The sequence below is a fragment of the Streptomyces sp. NPDC111656 genome (assembly GCF_055656965.1).
This window is the reverse complement of the sequence record NZ_JBVKCA010000017.1, coordinates 173,975-196,324: the sequence shown is the minus strand read 5'-3', so window position 1 is coordinate 196,324 and position 22,350 is coordinate 173,975. Positions and strand designations below refer to the sequence as shown.

At 68.9% G+C, this 22,350-nt stretch carries 21 protein-coding genes and 1 pseudogene; 16 read left to right on the top strand and 6 right to left on the bottom strand.

What is annotated here, in order from left to right:
* Nucleotides 1-306 precede the first annotated feature (306 nt).
* Nucleotides 307-879, bottom strand: a complete 573-nt coding sequence (locus ACZ7M3_RS38640; protein ID WP_472069818.1) for an ester cyclase — start codon at nucleotides 877-879, stop codon at nucleotides 307-309.
* Nucleotides 880-1,045: 166 nt separating this feature from the next.
* On the opposite strand from ACZ7M3_RS38640, the gene ACZ7M3_RS38635 reads away from it, so the two are divergent.
* Complete coding sequence (locus tag ACZ7M3_RS38635) at nucleotides 1,046-1,657, top strand: TetR/AcrR family transcriptional regulator (RefSeq protein WP_472069816.1); 612 nt, start codon at nucleotides 1,046-1,048, stop codon at nucleotides 1,655-1,657.
* A gap of 318 nt (nucleotides 1,658-1,975) precedes the next feature.
* The gene (locus ACZ7M3_RS38630; protein ID WP_472069814.1) at nucleotides 1,976-2,428 is read left to right on the top strand and encodes an organic hydroperoxide resistance protein; all 453 of its coding nucleotides are present in this window, start codon (nucleotides 1,976-1,978) and stop codon (nucleotides 2,426-2,428) included.
* Between the two features lie 103 nt (nucleotides 2,429-2,531).
* Here the strand turns inward: ACZ7M3_RS38630 and ACZ7M3_RS38625 are convergent, their stop codons facing one another.
* Nucleotides 2,532-3,089, bottom strand: coding sequence for a TetR/AcrR family transcriptional regulator (locus ACZ7M3_RS38625; protein ID WP_472069812.1), 558 nt, complete (start codon nucleotides 3,087-3,089; stop codon nucleotides 2,532-2,534).
* Nucleotides 3,090-3,180: 91 nt separating this feature from the next.
* On the opposite strand from ACZ7M3_RS38625, the gene ACZ7M3_RS38620 reads away from it, so the two are divergent.
* From ACZ7M3_RS38620 to ACZ7M3_RS38605, 4 genes are all read left to right on the top strand, one after another.
* Nucleotides 3,181-3,603: an SDR family NAD(P)-dependent oxidoreductase gene (locus tag ACZ7M3_RS38620; protein ID WP_472069810.1), complete on the top strand. Its 423-nt coding sequence runs from the start codon at nucleotides 3,181-3,183 to the stop codon at nucleotides 3,601-3,603.
* A complete protein-coding gene (locus ACZ7M3_RS38615) occupies nucleotides 3,524-3,925 on the top strand; it encodes an SDR family NAD(P)-dependent oxidoreductase (RefSeq protein WP_472069934.1) in 402 nt (133 codons plus the stop codon). The genes ACZ7M3_RS38620 and ACZ7M3_RS38615 overlap by 80 nt, the downstream gene beginning before the upstream one ends.
* 68 nt (nucleotides 3,926-3,993) lie before the next feature.
* A complete protein-coding gene (locus ACZ7M3_RS38610) occupies nucleotides 3,994-4,743 on the top strand; it encodes an SDR family NAD(P)-dependent oxidoreductase (RefSeq protein ID WP_472069808.1) in 750 nt (249 codons plus the stop codon).
* A gap of 609 nt (nucleotides 4,744-5,352) precedes the next feature.
* Nucleotides 5,353-6,519: an MBL fold metallo-hydrolase gene (locus ACZ7M3_RS38605; RefSeq protein WP_472069806.1), complete on the top strand. Its 1,167-nt coding sequence runs from the start codon at nucleotides 5,353-5,355 to the stop codon at nucleotides 6,517-6,519.
* 193 nt (nucleotides 6,520-6,712) lie between these two features.
* Here the strand turns inward: ACZ7M3_RS38605 and ACZ7M3_RS38600 are convergent, their stop codons facing one another.
* Complete coding sequence (locus tag ACZ7M3_RS38600; RefSeq protein WP_355431330.1) at nucleotides 6,713-7,468, bottom strand: GbsR/MarR family transcriptional regulator; 756 nt, start codon at nucleotides 7,466-7,468, stop codon at nucleotides 6,713-6,715.
* Nucleotides 7,469-7,706: 238 nt separating this feature from the next.
* Between ACZ7M3_RS38600 and ACZ7M3_RS38595 the strand changes: the two genes are divergently transcribed.
* Nucleotides 7,707-8,372, top strand: coding sequence for a DUF4097 family beta strand repeat-containing protein (locus tag ACZ7M3_RS38595; RefSeq protein ID WP_472069804.1), 666 nt, complete (start codon nucleotides 7,707-7,709; stop codon nucleotides 8,370-8,372).
* A gap of 46 nt (nucleotides 8,373-8,418) precedes the next feature.
* On the top strand, nucleotides 8,419-9,240 hold the full coding sequence (locus ACZ7M3_RS38590) for an alpha/beta fold hydrolase (protein ID WP_472069802.1): 822 nt from the start codon (nucleotides 8,419-8,421) through the stop codon (nucleotides 9,238-9,240).
* A 146-nt stretch (nucleotides 9,241-9,386) separates the two neighbouring features.
* Here ACZ7M3_RS38590 and ACZ7M3_RS38585 read toward each other — a convergent pair whose 3' ends face one another.
* On the bottom strand, nucleotides 9,387-11,300 hold the full coding sequence (locus tag ACZ7M3_RS38585) for a multicopper oxidase family protein (protein ID WP_472069800.1): 1,914 nt from the start codon (nucleotides 11,298-11,300) through the stop codon (nucleotides 9,387-9,389).
* Nucleotides 11,301-11,746: 446 nt separating this feature from the next.
* Here ACZ7M3_RS38585 and ACZ7M3_RS38580 point away from each other — a divergent pair, with 446 nt between their 5' ends.
* A complete protein-coding gene (locus tag ACZ7M3_RS38580) occupies nucleotides 11,747-12,154 on the top strand; it encodes a hypothetical protein (RefSeq protein WP_472069798.1) in 408 nt (135 codons plus the stop codon).
* Nucleotides 12,155-12,198: 44 nt separating this feature from the next.
* Here the strand turns inward: ACZ7M3_RS38580 and ACZ7M3_RS38575 are convergent, their stop codons facing one another.
* Nucleotides 12,199-15,111: an AfsR/SARP family transcriptional regulator gene (locus tag ACZ7M3_RS38575; protein ID WP_472069796.1), complete on the bottom strand. Its 2,913-nt coding sequence runs from the start codon at nucleotides 15,109-15,111 to the stop codon at nucleotides 12,199-12,201.
* Nucleotides 15,112-15,284: 173 nt separating this feature from the next.
* Nucleotides 15,285-15,680 (bottom strand): annotated as a pseudogene (locus ACZ7M3_RS38570) (carotenoid oxygenase family protein); the annotation flags it as partial.
* Between the two features lie 269 nt (nucleotides 15,681-15,949).
* Here ACZ7M3_RS38570 and ACZ7M3_RS38565 point away from each other — a divergent pair.
* From ACZ7M3_RS38565 to ACZ7M3_RS38535, 7 genes are all read left to right on the top strand, one after another.
* Nucleotides 15,950-16,561 carry a DUF3159 domain-containing protein gene (locus tag ACZ7M3_RS38565; protein ID WP_472069794.1) on the top strand — a complete coding sequence of 204 codons (612 nt, stop codon included), beginning with the start codon at nucleotides 15,950-15,952 and terminating at the stop codon, nucleotides 16,559-16,561.
* A gap of 111 nt (nucleotides 16,562-16,672) precedes the next feature.
* Nucleotides 16,673-17,887 (top strand): carbohydrate-binding protein, encoded by a 1,215-nt coding sequence (locus ACZ7M3_RS38560; RefSeq protein ID WP_472069792.1) that lies wholly within the window; start codon nucleotides 16,673-16,675, stop codon nucleotides 17,885-17,887.
* 307 nt (nucleotides 17,888-18,194) lie between these two features.
* On the top strand, nucleotides 18,195-20,264 hold the full coding sequence (locus tag ACZ7M3_RS38555) for an FUSC family protein (protein ID WP_472069790.1): 2,070 nt from the start codon (nucleotides 18,195-18,197) through the stop codon (nucleotides 20,262-20,264).
* 124 nt (nucleotides 20,265-20,388) lie between these two features.
* Nucleotides 20,389-21,093 (top strand): nitrile hydratase subunit beta, encoded by a 705-nt coding sequence (gene nthB / locus ACZ7M3_RS38550; RefSeq protein ID WP_472069788.1) that lies wholly within the window; start codon nucleotides 20,389-20,391, stop codon nucleotides 21,091-21,093.
* Nucleotides 21,090-21,689 carry a nitrile hydratase subunit alpha gene (gene nthA / locus ACZ7M3_RS38545; RefSeq protein ID WP_472069786.1) on the top strand — a complete coding sequence of 200 codons (600 nt, stop codon included), beginning with the start codon at nucleotides 21,090-21,092 and terminating at the stop codon, nucleotides 21,687-21,689. Before nthB ends, nthA begins: the two co-directional genes overlap by 4 nt.
* Nucleotides 21,686-22,024, top strand: coding sequence for a nitrile hydratase accessory protein (locus ACZ7M3_RS38540; RefSeq protein WP_472069784.1), 339 nt, complete (start codon nucleotides 21,686-21,688; stop codon nucleotides 22,022-22,024). The genes nthA and ACZ7M3_RS38540 overlap by 4 nt, the downstream gene beginning before the upstream one ends.
* The gene (locus tag ACZ7M3_RS38535; protein ID WP_472069782.1) at nucleotides 21,975-22,331 is read left to right on the top strand and encodes a hypothetical protein; all 357 of its coding nucleotides are present in this window, start codon (nucleotides 21,975-21,977) and stop codon (nucleotides 22,329-22,331) included. Before ACZ7M3_RS38540 ends, ACZ7M3_RS38535 begins: the two co-directional genes overlap by 50 nt.
* Nucleotides 22,332-22,350 lie beyond the last annotated feature (19 nt).

Sequence of the window (22,350 nt, the reverse complement as noted above, 5' to 3'; positions counted from 1 at the left end):
GACCAGGTCCATATTGTTGAGTGCTAAATCATTCTCGGATATTCCCGCTGGAGAGGGGGCGGATCGGTCGGCGGGTCGCCGACGAATGGTCGGGTCGGTCGGGCCGGGTCCGGAACCCACCCCACTACCGGCGTGGGCGGCCGGACCAGGTCCCACCGCCCCCGCCCCCGCCGGAGGCGCGGCGGGGGCGGGACGACACGGTCGTCGGGTGGTTGCGTGAACGTTGTCCGTGTCATCCCGGTGGAGCCTGGCCTGCCAGGACGTCGAGGAGGCTTTCGGCTCTCAGTGACTCAGTCGCTCTGCGGTTCAGTGGCTCGGTCCCGGGTCGCCCTGCGGGCGGCCGGCCGCCTCGACGGCTTTCGCCGTGACGTCGGTCGCGGCGCGCGCGGCCTTTCCGGTCACCCGCCAGGCGACCATGCGCAGAGCGGTGGCCGGAGCGGGCGGGAAGACGCCGAGCTGGCCGAGCATGGTGATGTCGTCGCGCACGGCTTCATGCCCGACCACTTTGCCGTCGCGGAGTTCGAGCACGTGGATCTGTTCGAAGTCGATGTCACGCCCGGTGGGGGGTATGGCCTGGTCGAGAGCGCCGTCGCGGAAGCGGACGAAGGGACCTGTGTGGCGGCCCTGCATGCGAAGCCGTACCCAGACCTGCTCGTCGTTGCGGGCGATGCCGAGGACGGGGAAGGTCAGGTCGCTGAAGGCGAAGCGCATCCACGCGCCGGAGGCAAGGACTCCTGCCGGTCCGGGGAGTGCACAGGCCGCGGGTGACACGGCTGCCTCGCGGTTGTGGAAGTCCTCGTGCACCACCTCGGCGGCCAGTGCCGGATCGCCTGTCTCGAGGACCCGGAAGAGTCCGTGGGCCAGGTCCGTGGCATCCATGCCCATTGCGTTGATCCTTTTCGACGGGTGTGCGCTCTGAGGAGTGAGGCGCCGACCGGTCCGAGGGGGACGGGCGGCGCGGTCGTCGCCGGAGTCGAGCGCGAGGCCCGCCGGCGGATATTGAGGTTATAGCACGCCTAATGAATTCACGCCTTAGGATGACGCCATGCCGTCCAAGCGCCGCTACGTCTCCCCGCTGCGCGAGCAGGCCGCCGCACGGACGCGGGCACTGATCCTCGGTCAGGCCACGGAACTGTTCGCCGAGCACGGCTACGGTCGCGTGACCGTCGCCGACATCGCTTCAGCGGCGGGCGTCGCCTCGAAGACCGTCTTCGCGAGTGTCGGGAGCAAGAGCGACATCCTGAACCGGATCGTCGACCAGGGTGTGATCGCTTCTGGTTACGAGCAGGCCATGGAGGACCTGCTCGCCCTGCGGACACCGGAGTCGGTCCTGAAAGCCCTGGCCCATGGCACGCGGATGGGCAACGAGGGGCAGTTCGCCGTGCACGAAGCGATCCGCAAAGCGCTGCCCGTGCATGAGAACGGCGAGGCTCTGTGGGAGCGCGCGACCGCGGCGTACCGGGACGCGCTCCGCGCGACCGCCCAGCACCTGCACCACCTGACTCCGCCGCCTTCCCACTCGGTGCAGGAGACGGCCGACCTGCTCTGGTACTGGTTCGGTCCCACCGGCTGGCGAACGCTCGTGGTGGAGAACGGCTGGTCATGGGAGCGCGCCGAGGAAGTCCTCTACCGCACTTCGGTCGCCACCCTGCGCTGACACCGTTCGCCGAAATCCGCCTGCACGACGACGCCATGCACGACGATGCCAGTCCGGACGCCGCGCGACAGCTCCACACGCGCTCAGGACTCATTCCGGTGGCTGAAGCCGTGCCGCGCACCGCGATGCCGCGTCGGTCTCTACGAGCGCTCGATGAACCGGACGCGGGGGCCGATCGGGCCCATCGGGAGGCGCTCGGGTTGATCGGGCGTCGCTCGTGCCCTACGGATGGGTTCGTCGAGGTGCGATCAGCGGCAGACTTTGGAAAGGTCCCGGCCATGGGCCGGGGCAATCCGCGGGTCCGGAAGGGAGATCGAGATGGCACGAGTTCTCTACACGGCGGAGGCAACCGTGACCGGCGGCCGCGTGAGCGGTCACGGGCGCACACAGGACGGAGTCCTGGACGTCCAGCTCCGTGTGCCGAAGGAGATGGGCGGCGACGGGGGTGGCACGAACCCCGAACAGCTCTTCGCGGTGGGCTATGCGGCCTGCTTCGAGGGCGCGCTCGGCGTGGTGGGCCGTCGCGAAAGGGTCGAGACCGGCGACGCTTCGATCGACAGCCGTGTCAGCCTCCTGCCCACCGAGGATCGTGGTTTCGCACTTGCCGTGGAGCTCCACGTGACCCTGCCGCAGATCTCGGATCCCGAGCGGGCGGCGCAGATCGTCGCGGCCGCACATCATGTGTGTCCCTACTCGAACGCCACCCGGGGCAACATCGACGTCACCTTGACCGCCAACGGTCACGAGGTCGACCCGGGCGTCGGCGACTGAGTCGGCGCGGCCCGGCCCGGCTCACTCCCGGCGGGGGAGCGGCTCCTTCCGGGTTGGGCCGCCGCGACGACAGGTGGGCGCGGCCGCCGTCCGGCGGTCCGTCTCAGTCCGGGACGGCGGCCTCGACCAGGGTCGCGGCCACGGTGCGGGCCGCTGTCTCGGTGCTGGGGTCGCGGTCCAGCCAGGCGCTGATCCCGGCGCCGTCATAGAGCAGGACCAGATGGTGGGCGAGTGACTTCGCGTCCGTGGCTCCTGCCTGCTGGGCGAGGTCGAAGAACAACTCGTGCAGCCAGGTGCGGTAGTCCTGCGCGGCCCCTTCGACGACACCGCCCTGGGGCGCGTCGGCACTCGCGCTGATGAACGCGCAGCCGCGGAACCCCGGCTCGGTGAACGACAGCCCCTGCACCTCGAACGCGCCGACCAGGCGCTCTTTCGGGGTGTCGTAGCGGGCTTCGAGTTCGCGCGCCATGCGCTCGGCGGTTGCCGCGTGCCGTGCCTGGAGACAGGCGCGGACCAGGCCGTCCTTGCTGCCGAAGGCGCTGTACAGCGTCGCCTTGGCGACTCCGGCGTGCTCGATCACGCGGTCGATCCCGACCGACTGGACTCCCTCGGCGTAGAACAGCTCGTTGGCGGCGGCCAGCAGCCGCGCCCGTGCGGCCACGCTGCGTTCCCGGGGGACAGCACCTTCGGCATGGGGTTGGAATTGTTGCCAGACAGACCGGTCTGGATGACACCTATGGAAGGCGCATCCCATGTCTGTGGAGCGCGAGAACAACCTCGACCTCGACCTGCGACCCATGACCGCCCTGGTCACCGGGGCCACGTCCGGCATCGGCCGGGCGATCGCCAAGCGGCTCGCCGCCGACGGAATGTCCGTCGTCGTGGCCGATCGCAACGCCCGGCGCGGCGCCGAGACCGTCAACGAGATCACCGCGGCCGGCGGCCAGGCTCGGTTCGTCGAGGCGGGCCTCGAGGAACCGGCCGGCATCGACCGGCTAGCCGCCGAGGCCGGTGAGATCGACGTCCTGGTCAACAACGCCGGGCACGCGGTCTGGGCACCGACCGGAGGAGGTGAAGGTCTCCGACTACGACGCGATGTTCGCCGGCAACGCCCGCGCGGCGTTCTTCCTCGTGGCGGCATTCGCCCCCGCGATGGCGGCGAGGGGATCGGGTAACGTGATCAATATAGGCAGCATGGCGGGCAGCCTCGGCCTGGCCACCGGTGCCGCGTACGGCGCGACCAAGGCCGCGCCGGCATCTTTGACGCAAGGCTGGACGGCCGAGTACAGCGGCCGCGGCGTCCGCTTCAACACCGTTGCCCCCGGTCCCGTCTACACCCGGCCCGAGGCCCGCGACCTGTTCGACGCCCTCGGCGAGACCACCGCGATGAAACGCTCGGCCGAGCCCGCCGAGGTCGTCGCCTTCCTCGTCTCGCCGAAGGCCGACTATGTCACCGGCGCGACCATCGCCGTCGACGGCGGCCGCACCGCCATCTGAACCCGCCCCTCCTTGTGCGGGGATCGGGCACCAGAGCTGATACGACGCATACATGAAAGGTCACAGCCATGAACAGGCTGGACGGCAAGGTCGCCGTCGTCACCGGCGGCAGTAGCGGTATCGGATTTGCGACCGCGCAACAGTTCGTGGAGGAAGGCGCCTTCGTGTTCATCACCGGACGGCGCCGGCCCGAACTGGACAAGGCGAAAGACGAGATCGGCAGGAACGTCGCGACCGTCCAGGGTGACGTCAGCGTCTCCGCCGACCTCGACCGGCTCTTCCGGACCGTCGCGGAGGACAAGGGGAAGATCGACGTCGTCGTCGCCAATTCGGGTCTGGTCGATCCGCAGGTGTTCGGCCGGATCACCGAAGCGAGCTTCGACCGTACCTTCAACGTCAATGCCCGTGGCACCCTCTTCACCGCCCAGAAGGCCTTGCCCTTGATGAACGACGGCGGTTCGGTCATCCTCGTCGGATCGATCGCGGGCCACATCGGCGTCGAGGGGTACACCACCTACAGCGCCACCAAAGCCGCCTTGCGCTCCTACGCCCGCACCTGGACCAAGGAACTCAAGGGCCGCGGCATCCGGGTCAACGTCATCAGCCCCGGCCCGATCGACACCCCGATCCTGGACAGCCAGGCGGACTCCGAGGAAGGCGTCGACGCGATCAAGGCGGCCTTCGCATCCGTCATTCCGCTCGGACGCATGGGACGTCCCGAGGAAGTCGCCGCGGCCGCCGTCTTCCTCGCATCCGACGAGAGCAGCTTCTGCGCAGGCATGGAACTGAGCGTCGACGGCGGCATGGCACAGGTCTGAGGCGGGACCCCGTCGAACGGGGGCTCTCGACCCCGTCCCGTCTCGGCAGGTCAAGCGCCCCCCGACAGGCCTGCCCGGAGGGCGTCGAGCAACTGGTCCAAGTTCCCCAGTTGTTCGGCGCCCATTGCTCCGAAGACCGAGGATCCGCCGTCCGCTCGACGATTCGCTCCTCGGGGCTGTGCCCGGGTTCTCTCCCGGCTCTCGATGGGTGAGGTCTCATCGAACCGGTGGCGCCAAGGAGCCCGATCGACGTACTGATCAACAACGCGGGCCTGCATGCCTTCTCCCAGCGGGTCACTTCGGAGGGGTACGCCGAGATGACCGCCGTGAACCACCTCGCGCCGAGGGTGCTCACCGACGCCCTGCGTGACAGGCTCACGGCATCCGCACCCGCCCGACGGGAGTGCTCCAGTCGCCGAATAACCATGCCCAGAAGATGTAGACACTGGCATCATTGTTGTCGTTGACATCATTGTTTCCAGTGACTACATTCAAGGACGCAGATCCTGCGGAAAGCCCGAGGGCTGTTCGTCGAGGCGGCAGGTCGACAGCGAACCTTCCGTCTCGTCCCAGCCTCGGCCCACCCGGCTATCACTACGGAGACCTCTCATGCCTCTGCCGCGCCTCGGGCGGTTGCTTCGCCCCGCCGCCTTCGGTGGCATCCCCACCGGTGCACGACTGGAGCGTATGCAGGCATCTCCTCAGTACGCCGACGGCAGCTTCCGCAACCCGACGGACACCCTGACCATGGCTTCCGGCTCCGCGCTCGACTTGGCCCGGACGAACGTTCACCGGGCCGATCGCGTCCGTAGAAGGCCGGCCACGGCGATCCCCCTGCACCGACCGGCTCTCACGGAACCCGACGCGGCGCCGGAATCCGGTCTGCGACTGACCTGGACGGGGCACTCCACCGTTCTCACCGAGATCGACGGCGCGAGGGTGCTGTTCGACCCGGTATGGGGCGAGCGTTGTTCACCGGTGGGCTTCGCGGGACCCCGACGACTCCACGCGGTCCCGCTGCCCCTTGAGGACCTTGGCCCTGTGGACGTGGTGGTGATCTCCCACGACCACTACGACCATCTGGACATGCCCACCATTCGCGCCCTCGCCGGCACGGGCGCCCAGTTCGCGGCCCCGCTGGGCGTGGGGGCGCACCTGGAGCGCTGGGGAGTCGCACCTGAACGGATCACGGAACTGGACTGGCACGAGTCGACGCAGGTCGCAGGTCTGACACTGACTGCCACACCCGCCCGGCACTTCTGCGGACGAGCCCTGCACCGCCGCACGCTCTGGGCATCCTGGGTGGTGACCGGTCCCGGGCACCAGGTCTTCCACAGTGGAGACACGGGCTACTTTCCCGGCTTCGCCGAAATCGGGGCGGCGCACGGTCCGTTCGACGCGGTGATGATGCAGATCGGCGCCTACAGCGACTTCTGGCCGGACATTCACATGACACCGGAGGAGGGTCTCCGCGCCCATCTCGACCTGGGCGGAGGTGAGCCGCACGGCGTGCTGCTGCCGATCCACTGGGGCACCTTCAACCTGGCCCCGCATCCTTGGGAGGAGCCCGCCGAGCGCACATACGCGGCCGCTGCTGAAGCAGGTGCTCGGGTTGCCCTGCCCATACCGGGTCAACCCTTCGAGCCTGGCGGCGAATTGCCTCAAGCCCCGTGGTGGCGCACGGTGGCGGCGCCCGCCTCCGACGCAGCCTCGACCGGCTCCAAGGCCCGCCACCCGGCGGGCGCTCGTCCCGCTCCGGTCCAGCAGCAGCCGTAACTCCGACACACAACAGGGCCGCGAGCGATGTCTCGCGGCCGTGTATCGACCTGATTCGCGCGGGCGCTTGGCGGAGATTTCCGCGCGCTGTCGCGGACGGCCGCCGTGGTGGAACCTCATGATTCCCCGAGGAGATGTTTCCCCGAGGAGGCAGCCGACTCCGTCTCATGGCAGTGACGCTCGAGAGGGTTGTCTATCCGTGGTCCGGACCTGGTTGGGCGGTGTCGTTCGAGGTTGCTTCGGGTTTGGTGTGGAGGACTTCGCGGGCCTGTTCGGCGGCGCGGGTGATGCTCTCGCTGATGAAGTCGAGGAAGCGGGCGATGTTCTCCAGGCGGGTGGCGGCGGGGGTGTGGGGGCCGAGGACGGCGACGCCTTGGCGTGCGGTTTCGACGAGTTGGTCGTTGGCTCGGGCGCTGGCGATCGTCGCCTCGTACCAGGCGTCGTCGTCGACGACGTAGCGGTCGCGGCGGCGTTCGTCGCGTTCCCGGCGGACGAGGCTCTGGCTCTCCAGGAACGCGATCGCTTTGGAGATGGACGCCGGGCTGACCTGGAGGCGCTGGGCGAGCTGGGACGCGGTGAGGCTGCCCGCGTCGGTGGTGAACAGGCAGGTCAGCACTCGGGCCGTCATCTTGGTCAGGCCCGAAGCCATGAGGACGGTGGTGAACGTCTCCTCGTACTCGGCCACGGCCTCGGCGTCGCGTCCGTGCGGCTGGGCAACCGACTCCGGCCCTCGGGAGGTGGCGGGCCTGCGCCGGTGCGCGCGGCGTTCGGTGGCGCGGTGGGCCAGGTCGGCGCGGTAGGCGGTGGGGCCGCCGTTGCGCATCACCTCACGCGTGATCGTCGAGGTCGGACGGTCGAGGCGCCGGGCGATCTCGGCGTAGGGGAGGCTGTCGGCCAGCCCCAGCGCGATCTGCTGGCGTTCCTGCTGGGTGAGCCTGCCTCCTGGCATCGCGATCTCCTTGGTGGTCCTTCGCGGCGGTCCCTGATCCCCCCACTGTAGCGTTCACATCACATCCATTGCAATGATCGGGGCAGTTGCCGTTGCGTTACCTCCAAGACAGTTGCAACAGTTTCCTGGCATCTACCTGCATGGATGCCAATTCTGCGCAACAAGCTTGTTGTCGGAACATGGAAAGCAACGTAGCGTTTCCGAAGTCAGAAACAACGAGCGAGCGCAGGAGAACACGATGCAGAAGTTCGAGACCCCCACCCCCATCTCCGCCGTCCTGGACATCCCCGCCGGACGCATCCAGTTCATCGCCGCGGACCGCGCCGACACCACCGTCGAGGTCCTGCCCGCCGACCCCTCCAAGAGCCGCGACACCAAGACCGCCGAGCAGACAGAAGTCACCTACACCGACGGCGTCCTGCGCATCACGACCCCGACCCCCAGCAACCGGCTCCTCGGCCCCTCCGGATCCCTGGAGATCACCGTCCAGCTGCCCGCCGGCTCCCGCATCGAGGCAAAGACCGCCAGCGCCGAGCTCCGCGTCGTCGGACGCCTCGGCGACATCGCCTTCCATGGCGCGTACCGCCAGATCAAGATCGACGAGGCCGCGCGTGTCCGCCTCACCGCAACCGACGGCGACATCGAGATCGGCCGGCTCGGCGGCACCGCCGAGATCAGCACCGCACGGGGCGACATCTGCATCACCGAGGCCACGCGCGGCACCGTCGAACTCCACACCCAGTCCGGCGACATCACGGTCGGCGCCGCCACCGGCATCTCCGCCACCCTGGACGCCGACACCGCCCACGGCCGCATCAGCAACGCCCTCAAGAACGACGGCACCACCGAACTCGACATCCGCGCCACCACGTCCCGCGGCGACATCACCGCCCGCAGCCTCTGAACGAACCGAACCAGAACCAGAAGCAGAACCAGCCAAGGGGGAACACATGACGAAGAACAGCACTTCCTCGACCGGTTCGAAGTGGACCGGCATGGTGCCGGTCGACGACACGGCCCTGGCCGTCACCGACACCGGCGGACCCGGCACCCCCGTGCTCTACCTCAACGGCCAGTTCGCCACTCAGGGATACTGGCAACGGGTCATCGCCGAACTGGGCACAGGGTGGCGGCACATCACCTACGACGAGCGGGCCCGCGGCAGATCGAAGCGCTCGGCGGACTATTCCTTCGAGGCAGCCGTCCGGGATGTCGATGCCGTTCTCGCGGCCAGGGGTGTGGACCGGGCACTGGTGGTGGGCTGGTCCTACGGGGCGGTCGTCGGGGCGCACTGGGCCGGCCGCAATCCGGAACGTGCCCTGGGCGCGGTCCTGGTCGACGGCGCGTTCCCCTACGACTGGCTCGACGAGGCCATGGAGCAGCGGATCCGGAAGCTGTTCCGGCGGATGAGCTGGTTCCTGCCGCTGCTGCGCCCGACGGGCCTGGCCCCGCGGATGACCGCCGCACAGCAGGCGGACAGCAACATCGAGCTCGGCAGGCTCTCCCGCGAGCGCGAGTTGGGCCCCGTGCTGGACGACATCACCGTCCCTGTGCGGTACGTGGTCGCTTCGGGGGCGTCCTTCGGCAGCCGCGGTGACGAGCAGGAACGGATCCGCACCGGCCTCGATGCGGTGACCGCCCGCAACCCGAACCTCCAGATCAGTGCGAAGGTCGCCGGCAACCACGGTGCGATCCTCAAGAAGGACTTCCCGTCCATCGCCGAGGCCGTACGCGAGGTCGCCACCCTCGACCGCACGGGACGGACGGGGTGAAGCTGGAGCGGCCGAGCACGTTGAGGGGGTCATGGAAGCGCGGGGAGAGGCGCCGGCGAACTTCCCGTACGCCGGGGCCTGTTCATCGGTAATGCCGGTCCGGGCTCCTTGGGCGCGGACCGGCACACGCGGGTCGATCGATCCCGTCAGTGGCTGTGGCCGCCACCGCCGTGGCCGCTGTTGTGGTGGTCGCCGTCGGGGCCGACGATCGTCCACGGACGCATCAGGTCGTCGTCTTCGTGTTCGAGGAGGTGGCAGTGGTGGATGTACGTCGCCGGGAGCTTGGCGCCACTGTCCGGAATCGACGCGATCTCACCCTTCGGCGGGATGAATTCCTGAATGATGATTCTGGTCACCATCTTCGCAGGGGCCTTGACCGTGTCCTTGTAGGACAGCGCTTCGTCCGGGTCCGGCGGAATCGGCGGGCCGGTGAAGTAGTTGGCCAACACCGGGTGGTCCTTTGGTTTGCGGCCACCGTAGATCCACTTTTCGTAATCCTTCTGGTAGGCGGCCGCGTCGATCGGCTGCCTGTTCAGCACCTGGAAGTTGACGAGGTGGACATGCATCGGGTGGGCGTCGTGGTTGGGATTGATGTACTCCCAGATCTCGGTCGAGCCCTCCTTGATGAAGTCCTGCGACGGCTCCATGTATGGCACCGCGTTGAACGTCATCGTCCTGAAGAGCTCGTGCTGGTACACGACCCATTCCCGCCGACGGGTGTGCGGTTTCGGTTTGATGGGCGGGACCGACTGCAGCTTGAGCTTCTCGGGCGGCGTCGTCCTGTCCCCACCTCCGGACAGTGGCTTGATGACCCGGAATCGCATGATGTCCGCGATTTCCGGCCCGCAGCCGGGGATGCCGGGGAAGTGGACCTGCGTTCCCGGGTAGTTCGTCAATGTGACTTCCCTACCCTTCACCCGACTGAAGTCGACGATCAGGTCGTACCGCTCGGCCGGACTGATCAGGAAGTCCAGCATTTGCAACGGAGCACGGAAGCCGCCGTCGGTGCCGATCAGCCAGAACGGCAGTGGGGGCTCAAGAAGTGCGTCTCTAGGGGCTACCTCGAACTTCAGCCGCCAGAAACGCTCGTTCGAAGCGTTGAGAACGCGCAGCCGGTAGCGTCGCGGCTCGACGTCCAGGAACGGGTATGCCTTCCCGTTGACGACCGGGGTGTCCTCGCCTTCCCTGTCGACCATGGTGTAGGCGAGCGAGCCGTTCGCGTTGAAGGTCCGGTCCTGCAGGATGAGGGGGACCTCGAATTCGCCTCGCGGCAGCCCGAGCCGCTCGTCGGCGGGGTCACGAATGAGGTAGAGACCGGCAAGGCCCGCATAGACGTTGAGAGCGCTCATCCCCATGGCGTGATCGTGATACCAGAGCATGCACGAATGGTCGTGGTTGGTGTAGCCGTAGATCGCTTCGTTGGGTTTGGCCCGGCCCGGGTCCAGGGTGGTGTAGCCCTCGGCATGGAAGCCCTTCGGGCTGAACGACTGCTCCGGCAGGCCGTCGGACTGTGGTGCTGTGTAACCGCCGTGCTGGTGTACGACGTTCCACACGTTGATGTCATCGGGGAACTGCGGGACGTACTTGTAGGGAGGCGGAGGGATCGGGGCGACGACGGGTCTCTTTTCGCGGATCATGTCGATCACGTGCTGGAACATGTGGGTGGTCGGCAGCTCGTTGCGCCACTTGACGACCGTCGGGTGGTCCCTGGTCACGCTGAAGGTCGGCCCGAGATAGCCCATGCCGATCGGACTGTGAGGATCGTGCGGGTTCGTGGCCCAGTAACCCCACGCGGGTGACGGCGCGAGATCCCGGTGGAATTGCCACGAGCCCTGCCGCATCGTGACCTCGTAGTAGTCGGCGCCCGGATAGACGGAGGGATCCGAGATGGCTGTCACCGGTCTGGGCAGCGGGTCGACGAACTTCTCCAGCGGAGGGGTGTTCGGCGTCCCAGCGGGGTCCTCACACCCTGCCGGCGGGTAGTGAGCCGTCGCCGAATACGCCCGCGTTCCCAGAACTCCCCGCGGGAGCATGGCCGCAGCCCCCAGGCCACCGGCCATGAGGAATTTCCTTCGCTCAATCATCGTCCCCAACCTTCCGTCGCCTCACGTAACGCCCAAGGAATACAGGCGGCTGGTTCGGAACGTAACTGCAGCACGCCGGTCCGTTTTGACAGGGCCACTCATTGAGCCGATCTCATCAGCAAATCGGAAGTCATCGGAATGGGAATCAAACTATTAACGCCAGCCTGCAGATGTGTGACATTCTGGAAGCGGTCGGTGTTCCTCGACGCGGGTCGACCGTCATCAACTTCGGCAACCGGGCCGCCTGCTGACAGGCCGAGCCTTCCCCGGGGACAGCCGCCCCTACGGCAGCGCCTGAGACCCGCTGCGGCCACCGCGGCGCGTAGTGCTGGGACACCGGTGACGCGGACAACGACGGCGTGTAGGGCACCAACAAGGTCATCCTGTCCGGGTGGGGACAGAACGGCACCACCACCGACCACATGGGCCGTATCGCCTTCATCGACGCCTACGACCCGAGCAACTGCACATACCGCTGGGTGCTGCCGGTCATCCCGCTCAACGGCGGCACCGACTACCGCGCCCTCAAGTCCCACATGGGCGGCATGGTCTGGTACCAGGACAAGCTGATCGTCACATCGTGGGAGAAGGACTCCGACAACAACGTGATGTACATCTTCGACACGAAGCGCATCCTCCAGGCGACCGTCAACTCCGACTGGGGCCAGCACACCGAGAGCATGTCCTACTGGTGGAGTACGGGCCGGGTGCGGACGCTCACCGAATGGGCGGACGACAGCGCAGGGCACCGGACAGGAACCGACACCGCGATTCCCCAACGGGTGCTGTTCTCTGTGCCGTTGTCCTCGATGGACAGCTCACTCGGCTGACCGAAGTGTGCCCCGGGACAGAGGTTCCCGGGGCACACTTCTCGTCACGCGTCACCGTGCGGTTCGCCGAGTTCATCGAGCCGGGCACGGACCCGCTCGGCGTCGGGGTGGGCCAGTTCGGTGAAAAGGGTGAGGGCGCTGCGCCAGGCGGCGCGGGCGGCCTCGTGGTCGCCTGTCGCACGGTGCGTGTCACCGATACGGACGAGGGTTCCGGCCTCCTCGGCAGGCACGCCCAGGTCCCGGAAGATGGTGAGAGCGTTGCGGTAACTGGTGAGGGCCTGCGGGTGGTCGCCGAGGTTGTGGTGGGCGTAGGCGATGCTGTCCCAGGTGGCGGCCTGGCCGATGTGGTCTCCGAGATCCCGCTGAATGGTCAGGGCCTCAAGGCAGTGGCTGAGGGCCTGTTGGTGATCCCCGAGCGTCGCGTGGTCCCAGCCGACCGCGTTGAGGGCGGTTGCCTGCGCGGCCTGCCGGCCGGTGGCCCGGAAGAGGTCCAGGGCCAGCCTGTCGTGCCGGAGGGCACCGGGGAGGTCACCGTGCTGCTCGGCCTCCCAGCCGAGGCTCAGGTGGACGTAGGCCCGTCCGACGTCGTCTCCGAGTTCGGTGAAGAGTTCCAGGACACGGTCGAGGTGGGCACCGGCTTCGTCGCGCAGGCCCAGTCGGCCCGCCACCCGGGCCAGTCCGAGCAGGCCATGAGCTTCCACGACGGGGTCGGACAGCCGCAGTGCGGCGTCGAGCGCGGTCCGTTGGGCGGCCGCCCAGTCGTGCCAGTGACCCTGCCGGTCGAAGAACCGCTCCAGTGACGAGACGAGCAGGCAGACGAGGCGGTCCGAACCGGAGCTCGTGGCCGCGTCGATGACGGCGAGCAGCACCGCGTACTCGGCCGCGAGCCAGCCGAGAGCCGACTCGTCGTCGGCGAGTGGTTCGGGGAGGGTCCCCTGGGGGAGAGGCGGGAGCGGCATCGTGTCCACGTACGGTGCGATCAGCCGACCGGCGGCGTGCGCCGTGTACAGATAGTGCTCGAACAGCTGGTTCACGGCCGCCCGGCATTCGGCCTCGCTGTGCTGGGTGTGCGCCAGTTCGGCGGCGTAGGCGCGGAGCAGGTCGTGGAAGGAGTACCGGCCGGGGGCGTGCTCGTTGATGAGGTGCAGGCGGGAGAGCTCGGTCAGCAACAGCCGCGCCTCCCGTTCCGCGAGCCCGGCCAGGGCGGCCGCGGCCGGCGCGGTGAAATCAGGTCCGGGATGCAGTCCGAGCAGTCGGAAGAGGCGGGCGGCGGCGGGCGAGAGGGCGCGGGAGGACCAGGAGAAGACCGCGCCGACATCGGCCGACGCGTCGGCCTCGATGAAGGCGTCGAGACTGCCATGGGCCTCGCGCAGCTCGGCGGCGACGGCCGACAGCGAGAAGTGCGGGTGGGTGGCCGCGCGGGCGGCGACGCAGGCCAGGGCCAGCGGCAGCCCGGCGCACAGTGCGGTGATCTCCGCCGCGGCCTCCCGTTCGGCGGAGACCCGCTCGGCCCCCAGTCGGCGGATGAGGAGTTCCCGTCCCTCGTCGGTGCCGAGCGGACGCAGGGTGAGCGAGTGGGCTCCATGGGCGGCCACCAGACCGGAGAGCTGGTTGCGGCTGGTGACGATCGTGAGGCAGCCGGGCGTGCCGGGCAGCAGCGGCCGTACGTGATCGGAATCCCGCGCGTTGTCCAGCAGGACCAGGAACCGGCGTCCGGCCAGCATGCTGCGGTAGAGCGCGGCCTGGGCGTCCAGACCGTGCGGGACGCGGTCCGGCGGTACCCCCAGCGTGTCCAGAAAACCGCGGACCGCTTCGTCGGGACGCATGACGGCCCCCGATGGGTCGAAGCCCCGCAGATTGACGTAGAGCTGCCCATCGGGATAGCGGTTCGCGACCCGATGGGCCCAGTGCACGGCGAGCGTGGTCTTGCCGATTCCGGCCATTCCGCCGATGGCACTGATCACCACAGTTCCGGCGGACCGCCCCTCGCTCGACAGCGGTGCGAGGACCTCGGCCAGTTCGGCCCGCCGACCGGTGAACGTCGGCAGATCGAGCGGCAGTTGCGCGGGCACGGGCAGGGAGGCCGCTCGCGGACCGACGAGGTCCGAGGCCGCTGGATCGTTGACGTTGCGCGCTTCTGAGACTCTGGGCCCGGCCGCCGTGGATGCCGCGTCGCGCAGCACCGCCTGGTGGGCGTCGCGCAGCTCCGGTCCAGGATCGATGCCCAACTCGTCGGCGAGACGGTTCGACACGGTGAGGTACGTGCTGAGCGCCTCGGGCCGTCGACCGGTGGCCGAAAGAGCGAGAATCAGTCGGGCCACCAGCGGTTCGTCCAACGGGCTGCCGGCAGCGGCCTCCCGGAGGTGGGGGAGGACCACACCCGGCACGTCCGCACGCAGCGCGACATCGGCGGCCTCCTGCACGGTCGCGAGGCGCTCGCCCTCCAGTGAGACGAACGCCGCGTGTGCACGCGCCTCCACGGGGATCCCATGGGCCGTCGGCCCCCGCCACAGCGACAATGCCTCGCTGAGAAGTCTCACGGCCCGTGCGGGTGCTCCGTCCGCGGCGGCCCGCCGGGCTTCGACCCGCAGCGCACGGAAGCGCAACAGGTCCAGAGAGTCACTGTCGGCCACCAGTCGGTATCCGCCCGTGTCCCGGAGCAGCCAGTGGCCCGTCGCCCGGGTGGGAAGGCCGGGCTCCAACAGGCGGCGCAGTGAGCCGACATGCCGGTGGACCACATTGACCGCGGTGTCCGGCGGACGCCCGGCCCACAGGACGTCGACGATCTCGTTCACGGAGACCGGCTGACCTGCCCGTGCCAACAGCAGTGCCAGCAGCGTCCGTTCCTGCGGACGCCCGAGGTGCAGCTCCGTCCCCGGCCGCCAGACCCGAACCGGTCCAAGTACCGCGAACCGCACCGGATCCGGCGCCACCTCATGCCCCCTCTGGTCTTCCACCCCCGGCGCTCACCCTACGTCACGCCGCTGGGACGCCCACCTGAAGGACGACCGGCATAGTGTCCTGGAGGCCTCCGGCATCAGCCGAGTTCCGCGTCGTGCGTGCCGTCACTCCTCCGTCGGCAGCCGGCGTCCGTGCAGTCCCAGCCGCACTGACCGAGATCCGTACGCGCGCCACTGTCGGCCACTCGGCCCGAACGCGTCGTTTCGGAGTCACCGAGTGCCAACCGGGGCCACTGTACGTAGTCGAGCGTCACCGTCGGGTCCGGTCCGTCCGACTCACTGGGGTGGCCTGACGAGTCGTACGCATTGACGGTGTGCCACAGCCAGAAGGCCTCGTCCGCGGCCCAGCGCACCGGCCCTCCGTCCCGTGGTACGAGCGCCACCCGTGTGCCGCGCTCGGGGCGCCAGACGATGAAGGAGCCGCCGCTCACGGCGGCCGGCGGATCGAAGAAGGCCGGTGCGAGGACGAGCACCAAGAAGCGGCTCGTCAACGCCATGTCGTGGACCATCATGGGTTCGTCGACCCCGGCCACGACGGTGGGACCGCGCCGCACCGTGCCACATGGTCGTTCCGGCGCGGCGGGGAGCGGGCGTACTGTCCCGGGGGCTTCCGCAGCGGATGCGGCGCGGTTGGGGCGGTCGCAGCATGAGAAGCAGAGGCCCTCGCCTCAGCGCCCGGCCGGGGGTTTCCTCGCGCTCTCGGTTTCCGACATGGAGGCGCCATCCGCGGAGGTGTCCGATGGCTCGACCCGATGCGAATCGAGGACTCGGAGCGACGGGGAGCGGCGAGTCTCCGCGGTCCGGAATGCCATCGTCCAGAATGACGCCGTCCGGCATGCCGGCGGCCGATGCGCAGGCCGATGTGTCCAGCGGTGAAGACCTGCGCACCAACAGTGTCTTCCTCGGTTTCGCCCCCTGGATCATCTTCGACGTGGTGGCGAGCCCCAGTACGTGGAAGTACGCCGCACTGGCAGCGCTCATCGCGGCCCTGGTGTTCAATGTGCCCGACCTGCGGCGCGGGAGCTTCAAGATTCTGGAGGCGGCGAGTCTGGTGTTCTTCGCCGTCATCTTCGTCCTCGGGCTCGCGGTGGACCGCCAGGACCTGCTGTGGCTGGAAACCTACGCGCAGACGTTGGCCAACGGGGTGATCGCCGTCGTGGCACTCGGTTCCCTCGCTTTCACGCCGTTCACCGAGCAGTACGCACGCGAGTCGGTGCCCCACCAGTACTGGGACACACCGTTGTTCCGGCGCACCAACAGGATCCTGACGGCGGTGTGGGGCGGGGTGTTCCTGGTCACGGCCCTGCTGGGGCTGCTCGCACTGCAGGTGAAGTCGGGGTCGGACTGGCTCAACTGGGTCATCCCGATCGCCTTGCTGGTCGCAGCGATCCGCTTCACGAAGTGGTACCCGGCACATGTCAGGGCGCAGGCGCGGGGGCTGAGGTAAAGCAATCGTATGGTCTAGTCCAAGAGTTATCTGGTCTAGGCCAATCTATTGGCATGGACGCAACACCTGCAGGAAGCTGGGGCGACTCTCCCCACCTCCTGGAGGCACGCAGTGAGACGTCTTCGCGCATGTCTGGGCGCGGCAGCCGCCGTTGGACTCGCCGCAGCGGGCACGACCGCACTGGTCGCGGGCAGCGCTTCCGGTGCGACCTCCGCACTCAGCAACCGCTGGTACGCCGCGGCTCCCTACCTGATGCCGCTCGACAACGACCCGCCGGACCCGGCCGTCATCATGGACGCCACCGGCCTCAAGGCGTTCCAGCTCGCCTTCGTCCTCGCCCCCAACGGCGGCGGCTGCAGCCCCACATGGGGCGGTACGGCCGCGGTCTCCTCGGACACCGCCGTGCAGTCGGTCGTCAACACCATCCGTGCCAAGGGCGGCGACGTCTCCGTCTCCATCGGCGGATACGGCGGCACCAAGCTCGGCCAGGTGTGTTCGGACGCGGCTACCACGGCGGCGGCGTACCAGCAGGTCATCACCAAGTACGGTCTGCACGCCATCGACTTCGACCTGGAAGAGCCGGAGTACGAGAACACGGCGGCCATCAAGAACGAGATCGGCGCCGCGAAGATCCTCCAGCAGAACAACCCCGGACTCTACGTCTCCGTCACCACCGCCGGCACCGCTGACGGCACCGGCTGGTTCGGCAAGCAGATGCTGCTGGAGGCGAAGGCACAGGGTTTCACCCCGAACAACTTCTCCATCATGCCGTTCGACGGCGGCTTCAACGGCGCGGCGTCGCAGACCGGCGCGCTGACCAACTTCAACCAGATCCTGCAGTCCACCTTCGGATGGGATCAGGCGACCGCCTACGCCCACGAGGGCTTCTCCGGGATGAACGGGCGCAGCGACACCGGCGAGTTCTTCACGCAGACCGACTTCCAGACCGTGCTGGACTACGCCACCAGCCACAACATGGACCGCTTCACGTTCTGGTCCCTCAACCGGGACCGCCAGTGCACCCCGGCCGACAACGGCGGCCGGACCTCGGGCACCTGCTCCAGCGTGGCGCAGAGCTCCTGGGACTTCGCCAAGTACTCGGTGAAGTTCGCCGGGGCAACGCCGCCCTCCTCGACCCCCACCCCGACGCCGACGCCCACGCCCCCGGGTACCGGGTGCAAGCCGGCCTGGAGCTCCACCGCGGTCTACACCGTCGGCAACGAGGTGTCGTACAACAACCACAACTGGAAGGCCAAGTGGTGGACTCAGAACGAGACCCCCGTCGCCTCCGACTGGGGCGTCTGGCAGGACGAAGGTGCCTGCTGACGACCTGACCACTCGAGGTTTGCCGGACCGGTGCGGCGGGGCCCGTGAGGTGCCCCGCCCACCGGGCGCCGCGCGGCCCGGAGCCCGGTGCCGGGTGCGCGCCGGTGCGCCGATCAGGGCCGCCACCACGTGCGCCGACCCTTCAGAGGGTCGAAAATGGGCAGAGGCCCGGTCGTCGAGGACACGCGGTGTCTGCCGAGAGGAACGTCGCCATGCGCGGACAGCCGCCATCGCCGTCAGGGGCCGTTCGCGGTGCGCGTACCGGCGCGGGCGGCGAGCACGTATGACGCCGGGGCCGGGCGGTGCCGTGATCCTACGCCGGTCGATTCAGGTCACCTGCTCGGCGAGCGTCGGCTTCTACGCGTTCCTCTACGGCCTTCAGCAACCAGTCGCGGCGCTGTACGCACTGTTCACACCGATCTCGCTCGGCCTGCTCTCCACCATTCCCGGGACCGGCCGGCAGCAGGCATGGATCACCCTGCGGACCCTGCCGTTCGCAGTGGCTTTCGTCGCGCTGGGCACGGCACTCGCGGTGAGCACGGCGGCCGCCGTGGCCGGCATGCTGATCGTCGGATTCCTTTTGAGTTTCAGCATGGTGGCCGGACCTCGTACGGCGGGTCCCGCCCCCGGTCTCCAACTCCTCTACATCCTGGCCTGCTTCCCGCCGTACGCCCCTCAGACGCTGGGCGCCCGGCTGACGGGCGTGGCCGTGGGCGTCGTACTCCTGTGCCTGTGCCAGGTGTTCGTGCTGTCCGGTCCACCTGCCACGAGCTACCGGATCGTGCTCGCCGACGCCTTGGAGACGGCCGCCGCGGCAGCGGTCGATCCGGCCCGCGTCTCCGTCGCGAGGCTGCGTGATCTCAGCCAGGGGCTGCGGCTGTCGCAGATTTCCCCGGGTGAGCGCCCGACCGGCCCGGGGCGCCGGGACCGGGCCCTGGCACAGGCGGGAGCCGCGGTCCGGCGGGTCGTGGACCAGCTGGCGTCGCGGAGCGCGACGCCCGTGCCCCCTGGCGCGGCACCACGCACGGATCCATCGGCCGCCGCGCTCCGTGAACGCGTCGCGCGGACGTGCGAGGACACGAGTGCGGCCCTGCGCGCCGGTGAGCGTCCACCGACGGCCGACGCGCTCGACAGGGCGATCCGGCAGTTCCAGGCGGAACGGATCCGCCGTGCGGCCGACCCGAGGGAATCGGGCGTGGACACCGACGTCCTGCGGCGACAGGCGACGGAGCTGACACTGGCCGAGTCGACATGGATCGCGGTGACAGCCGTGGGCGTCTCTGCCGCCGGGCGCAGAACCTCACCTCTCCGGCCCCGCGAACTCTTCTGGTACGCCGACCTGCCCACGACGCAGCTGTGGGCGCGTCGCATCATGGGCAACGCGACGCATCGCTCGGTGTGGTTCCAGAACGCCGTACGAGTCGCGTGCGGCCTCGCCCTCGCCCGTCTCGTCGCGGGCACCCTCGACCTCGCGCACGGATTCTGGGTCCTCCTCGCGGTCCTCACGCTGGGGCGTACCACGGTCGGCGCCACCTGGCGGGCCGTGCGCCAGGCCATGATCGGCAACCTGGTGGGGGCTGTCGCGGCAGGTGCGCTGCTCATCGCCCTCGGCCGGCACCTGGACGCCTACGCCGTCCTGCTCGTGCCGGGCATGCTCATCGCCTTCGCGCTGGGCCCGCGGCTCGGAGTCGCCTACGCACAGGGGCTGTTCACGCTGGTGGTCTCCCTGGCCTTCGCCCAGATCACCCCGACCAGCTGGCGCATGTCGGAAGCCCGCATCGTCGATGTCGTCACCGGCAGTGTCATCGGCCTTCTGTGTGGGCTGCTCGCCTGGCCGGCGGGGGCACGGAGAGAGGTTCACCGCACCATGGCGGGCCTGCTGCGCTCGTGCGGGACGTTGGTACCCGCCACCGTCGAGGCGCTGCTGGCCCCGTCGGCGGCCGCTCCGTCTCCGCCCGCGACGTTGCCGACGCTGCGGCATCTGCGCCTGGCGGAGGCCGCCTATGCGCAGTTCCGCAGCGAGCCACCCACCGCCTGGGAGGGCGCCCAGGCCGACTGGCACGGGGTGCTCATCGTGGCGTACCACACGGTGCTCGGTGCCCAGCGGCTACCTTGCTTCGAAACGCCCCTGACCGCTGTGCCGCCGGACGCGCGCGCATGGGTCCGCGGGACGGCCGCCGAGCTGACGACGGACGCCGACCGCATCGCCACGTACTTCACCACCGACGAACGCCCCGCGCCCGGCCGGAGTCCCCCTGGCCCACCGCTGCCGGAGCACCACCCTGCCCTGCCCACACTCATCGATCTCGAAGTGTGGTTGACCGACATCGACCACCAGCTCGCCCGCATCGAAGACTCCGTCGGGCCCAAGACCTGAGCCCGACGGACCCCGGTGGGTCACCCCTCTCGCGGAGGGGTTTCCCGGCCCGCGGCGCAGAAGGCACCGGTCGCATAGGATTCGAGTATCTGATCCGTTATGCGGCTATTTGAGGAGTCGCGTCATGGAGGGCATCGCTGACATGGGGGGCACCTCGGGATGGGGCCCCGCGCGTCCGCCCAGGGCCGATGAACCGGTCTTCGCGGAGCCCTGGCAGGGCCGGGCCGCCGCGCTGACGATCCTGGCCACCCGGGTGTCCGGTCGGAATGTGGACGCCTTCCGGCACGCGCAGGAACGCCTGGACCGAGCCGCCTACCTCGATGAGGGCTACTTCGGCCGCTGGCTCAACGCCGCCGAACTGATGCTCACCGAGGGTGCTATCCTCGCCCCCGGCGAGATCGACGCCCGGGCCCGCGACCTGCGCGGCGAACACGTCGAAAATCCCCCCGTCTCCGTCTCCGTCCCCGAATCCGCCCGGCCCGACGCCGGCCCGTCCACCGCGGCGATCGCCGCCTGGCAGTCCGCTCCCGGTTCGCTGCGCACCATCGACGTCGCCCCCGCCTTCGCCGTCGGCCAACGGGTCCGCGCCAAGAACATCTCGCCGCGCGGGCACACCCGCCTGCCCGGCTACGTCCGGGGACACACCGGTGTCGTCGAGGTCATCCAGCCCGCCGCCGTCTTCCCCGACACCCACGCGCACTTCCTGGGCGAGAACCCCCAACACGTCTACTCCGTACGGTTCGACTCGCACGAACTGTGGGGCGAGGGCGCCGACTCCTTCGCCGTCACTGTGGAACTGTTCGAGAGCTACCTGGAGACCACCTCATGACGACCTCCAGCGAATATGGCGAGGCCCCTTCCGCGGCCCTGCGCACCGAGGCACTCGAACAGCTGCTCACCGAACGCGGTCTGATCGACCCCGAGATCGTTGATGCGTTCATCACCAACTACGAGACCAACGTGGGTCCGCTCAACGGCGCCAAGGTTATCGCCAAGGCCTGGACCGACCCCGAGTACCGCCGACGGCTCCTGGCGGACGGCACCTCCGCCATCAAGGAACTCGGCTTCGGCGGCCCCCAGGGCGAGCACATCGTCGTCGTCGAGAACACTCCCACGACCCACAACGTCGTCGTCTGCACCCTGTGCTCCTGCTACCCCTGGCCCGTGCTCGGCCTTCCGCCGAGCTGGTACAAGGACCCCGTCTACCGTGCGCGCGTGGTCAAGGAACCCCGCACCGTTCTCTCCGAGATGGGCCTCGACCTCGGCGACGACGTCCAGATCACCGTGCGGGACTCCACGAGTGAGGTTCGCTGGCTCGTCCTGCCCGAGCGGCCCGCCGGCACCGAGCACCTGACCGAGGAGGAGCTCGTGCCGCTCATCACCCGGGACGCCATGGTCGGCGTGGCGAAGGTGGCAGCCGCGTGACCGCCCCCCTCGATGTCGATGGAACCGCGGCCCCACCCCGCGCCAACGGGGAACTCGTCTTCGCCGAACCCTGGGAGAGCCGCGCCTTCGGCATGGCTGTCACCCTCTACGAGGCAGGCGCCTTCACCTGGCCCCAGTTCCAGCGCGCACTCATCGCCCGCATCGCCGCGTGGGAGAACGCACTCGACCAGGACCAGCCGTGGAGCTACTACCAGCATTGGCTCGCCGCGCTGGAAGACGTGCTGGACGAGCAGGGAACCGTCTCCTGCGACGAAGTCGCCACTCGTGCACTCACCCTGGCCCAACGCCCGGCCGGTCACGACCACCACCACTGACCCCGGCGTTCCCGCACGCCCATCGCGCACACGACTGGCGTGCAACTGGGCGAGTCTCTGCAAGTTCCACCCGCAGAGCTACTGGGGATACACCGGACCGAGGCACGTCTGGTACATCTACGACTTCCAGCAGTCCGGCTTCAACAAGGACAACCCCAGTTACGGCTACGTCAACTTCAAGGGGACAGCCGGGCAGTCGGTCGAGTTCCACCACCGCAAGCCCAGCACCGGATGGCGGTGGGAACCCCGGCTCATCTCGGCGAACGACACCAGCAACGGCGCCACATACCCGCTCTACATCGGCTGAGAGGGGCCCCGTGCACGGG

Excerpts from the sequence above, each read along its gene's own strand:
- ACZ7M3_RS38585 (WP_472069800.1), bottom strand. The coding sequence starts at position 11,300 with ATGGCCGGTGGCCTGGGGGCTGCGGCCATGCTCCCGCGGGGAGTTCTG.
- ACZ7M3_RS38605 (WP_472069806.1), top strand. The coding sequence starts at position 5,353 with ATGCCTCTGCCGCGCCTCGGGCGGTTGCTTCGCCCCGCCGCCTTCGGT.
- ACZ7M3_RS38640 (WP_472069818.1), bottom strand. The coding sequence starts at position 879 with ATGGATGCCACGGACCTGGCCCACGGACTCTTCCGGGTCCTCGAGACA.
- ACZ7M3_RS38620 (WP_472069810.1), top strand. The coding sequence starts at position 3,181 with ATGTCTGTGGAGCGCGAGAACAACCTCGACCTCGACCTGCGACCCATG.
- ACZ7M3_RS38615 (WP_472069934.1), top strand. The coding sequence starts at position 3,524 with ATGTTCGCCGGCAACGCCCGCGCGGCGTTCTTCCTCGTGGCGGCATTC.
- ACZ7M3_RS38630 (WP_472069814.1), top strand. The coding sequence starts at position 1,976 with ATGGCACGAGTTCTCTACACGGCGGAGGCAACCGTGACCGGCGGCCGC.
- ACZ7M3_RS38595 (WP_472069804.1), top strand. The coding sequence starts at position 7,707 with ATGCAGAAGTTCGAGACCCCCACCCCCATCTCCGCCGTCCTGGACATC.
- ACZ7M3_RS38610 (WP_472069808.1), top strand. The coding sequence starts at position 3,994 with ATGAACAGGCTGGACGGCAAGGTCGCCGTCGTCACCGGCGGCAGTAGC.
- nthB (WP_472069788.1), top strand. The coding sequence starts at position 20,389 with ATGGAGGGCATCGCTGACATGGGGGGCACCTCGGGATGGGGCCCCGCG.
- nthA (WP_472069786.1), top strand. The coding sequence starts at position 21,090 with ATGACGACCTCCAGCGAATATGGCGAGGCCCCTTCCGCGGCCCTGCGC.
- ACZ7M3_RS38580 (WP_472069798.1), top strand. The coding sequence starts at position 11,747 with ATGGGCCGTATCGCCTTCATCGACGCCTACGACCCGAGCAACTGCACA.
- ACZ7M3_RS38590 (WP_472069802.1), top strand. The coding sequence starts at position 8,419 with ATGACGAAGAACAGCACTTCCTCGACCGGTTCGAAGTGGACCGGCATG.
- ACZ7M3_RS38565 (WP_472069794.1), top strand. The coding sequence starts at position 15,950 with ATGCCGGCGGCCGATGCGCAGGCCGATGTGTCCAGCGGTGAAGACCTG.
- ACZ7M3_RS38635 (WP_472069816.1), top strand. The coding sequence starts at position 1,046 with ATGCCGTCCAAGCGCCGCTACGTCTCCCCGCTGCGCGAGCAGGCCGCC.
- ACZ7M3_RS38600 (WP_355431330.1), bottom strand. The coding sequence starts at position 7,468 with ATGCCAGGAGGCAGGCTCACCCAGCAGGAACGCCAGCAGATCGCGCTG.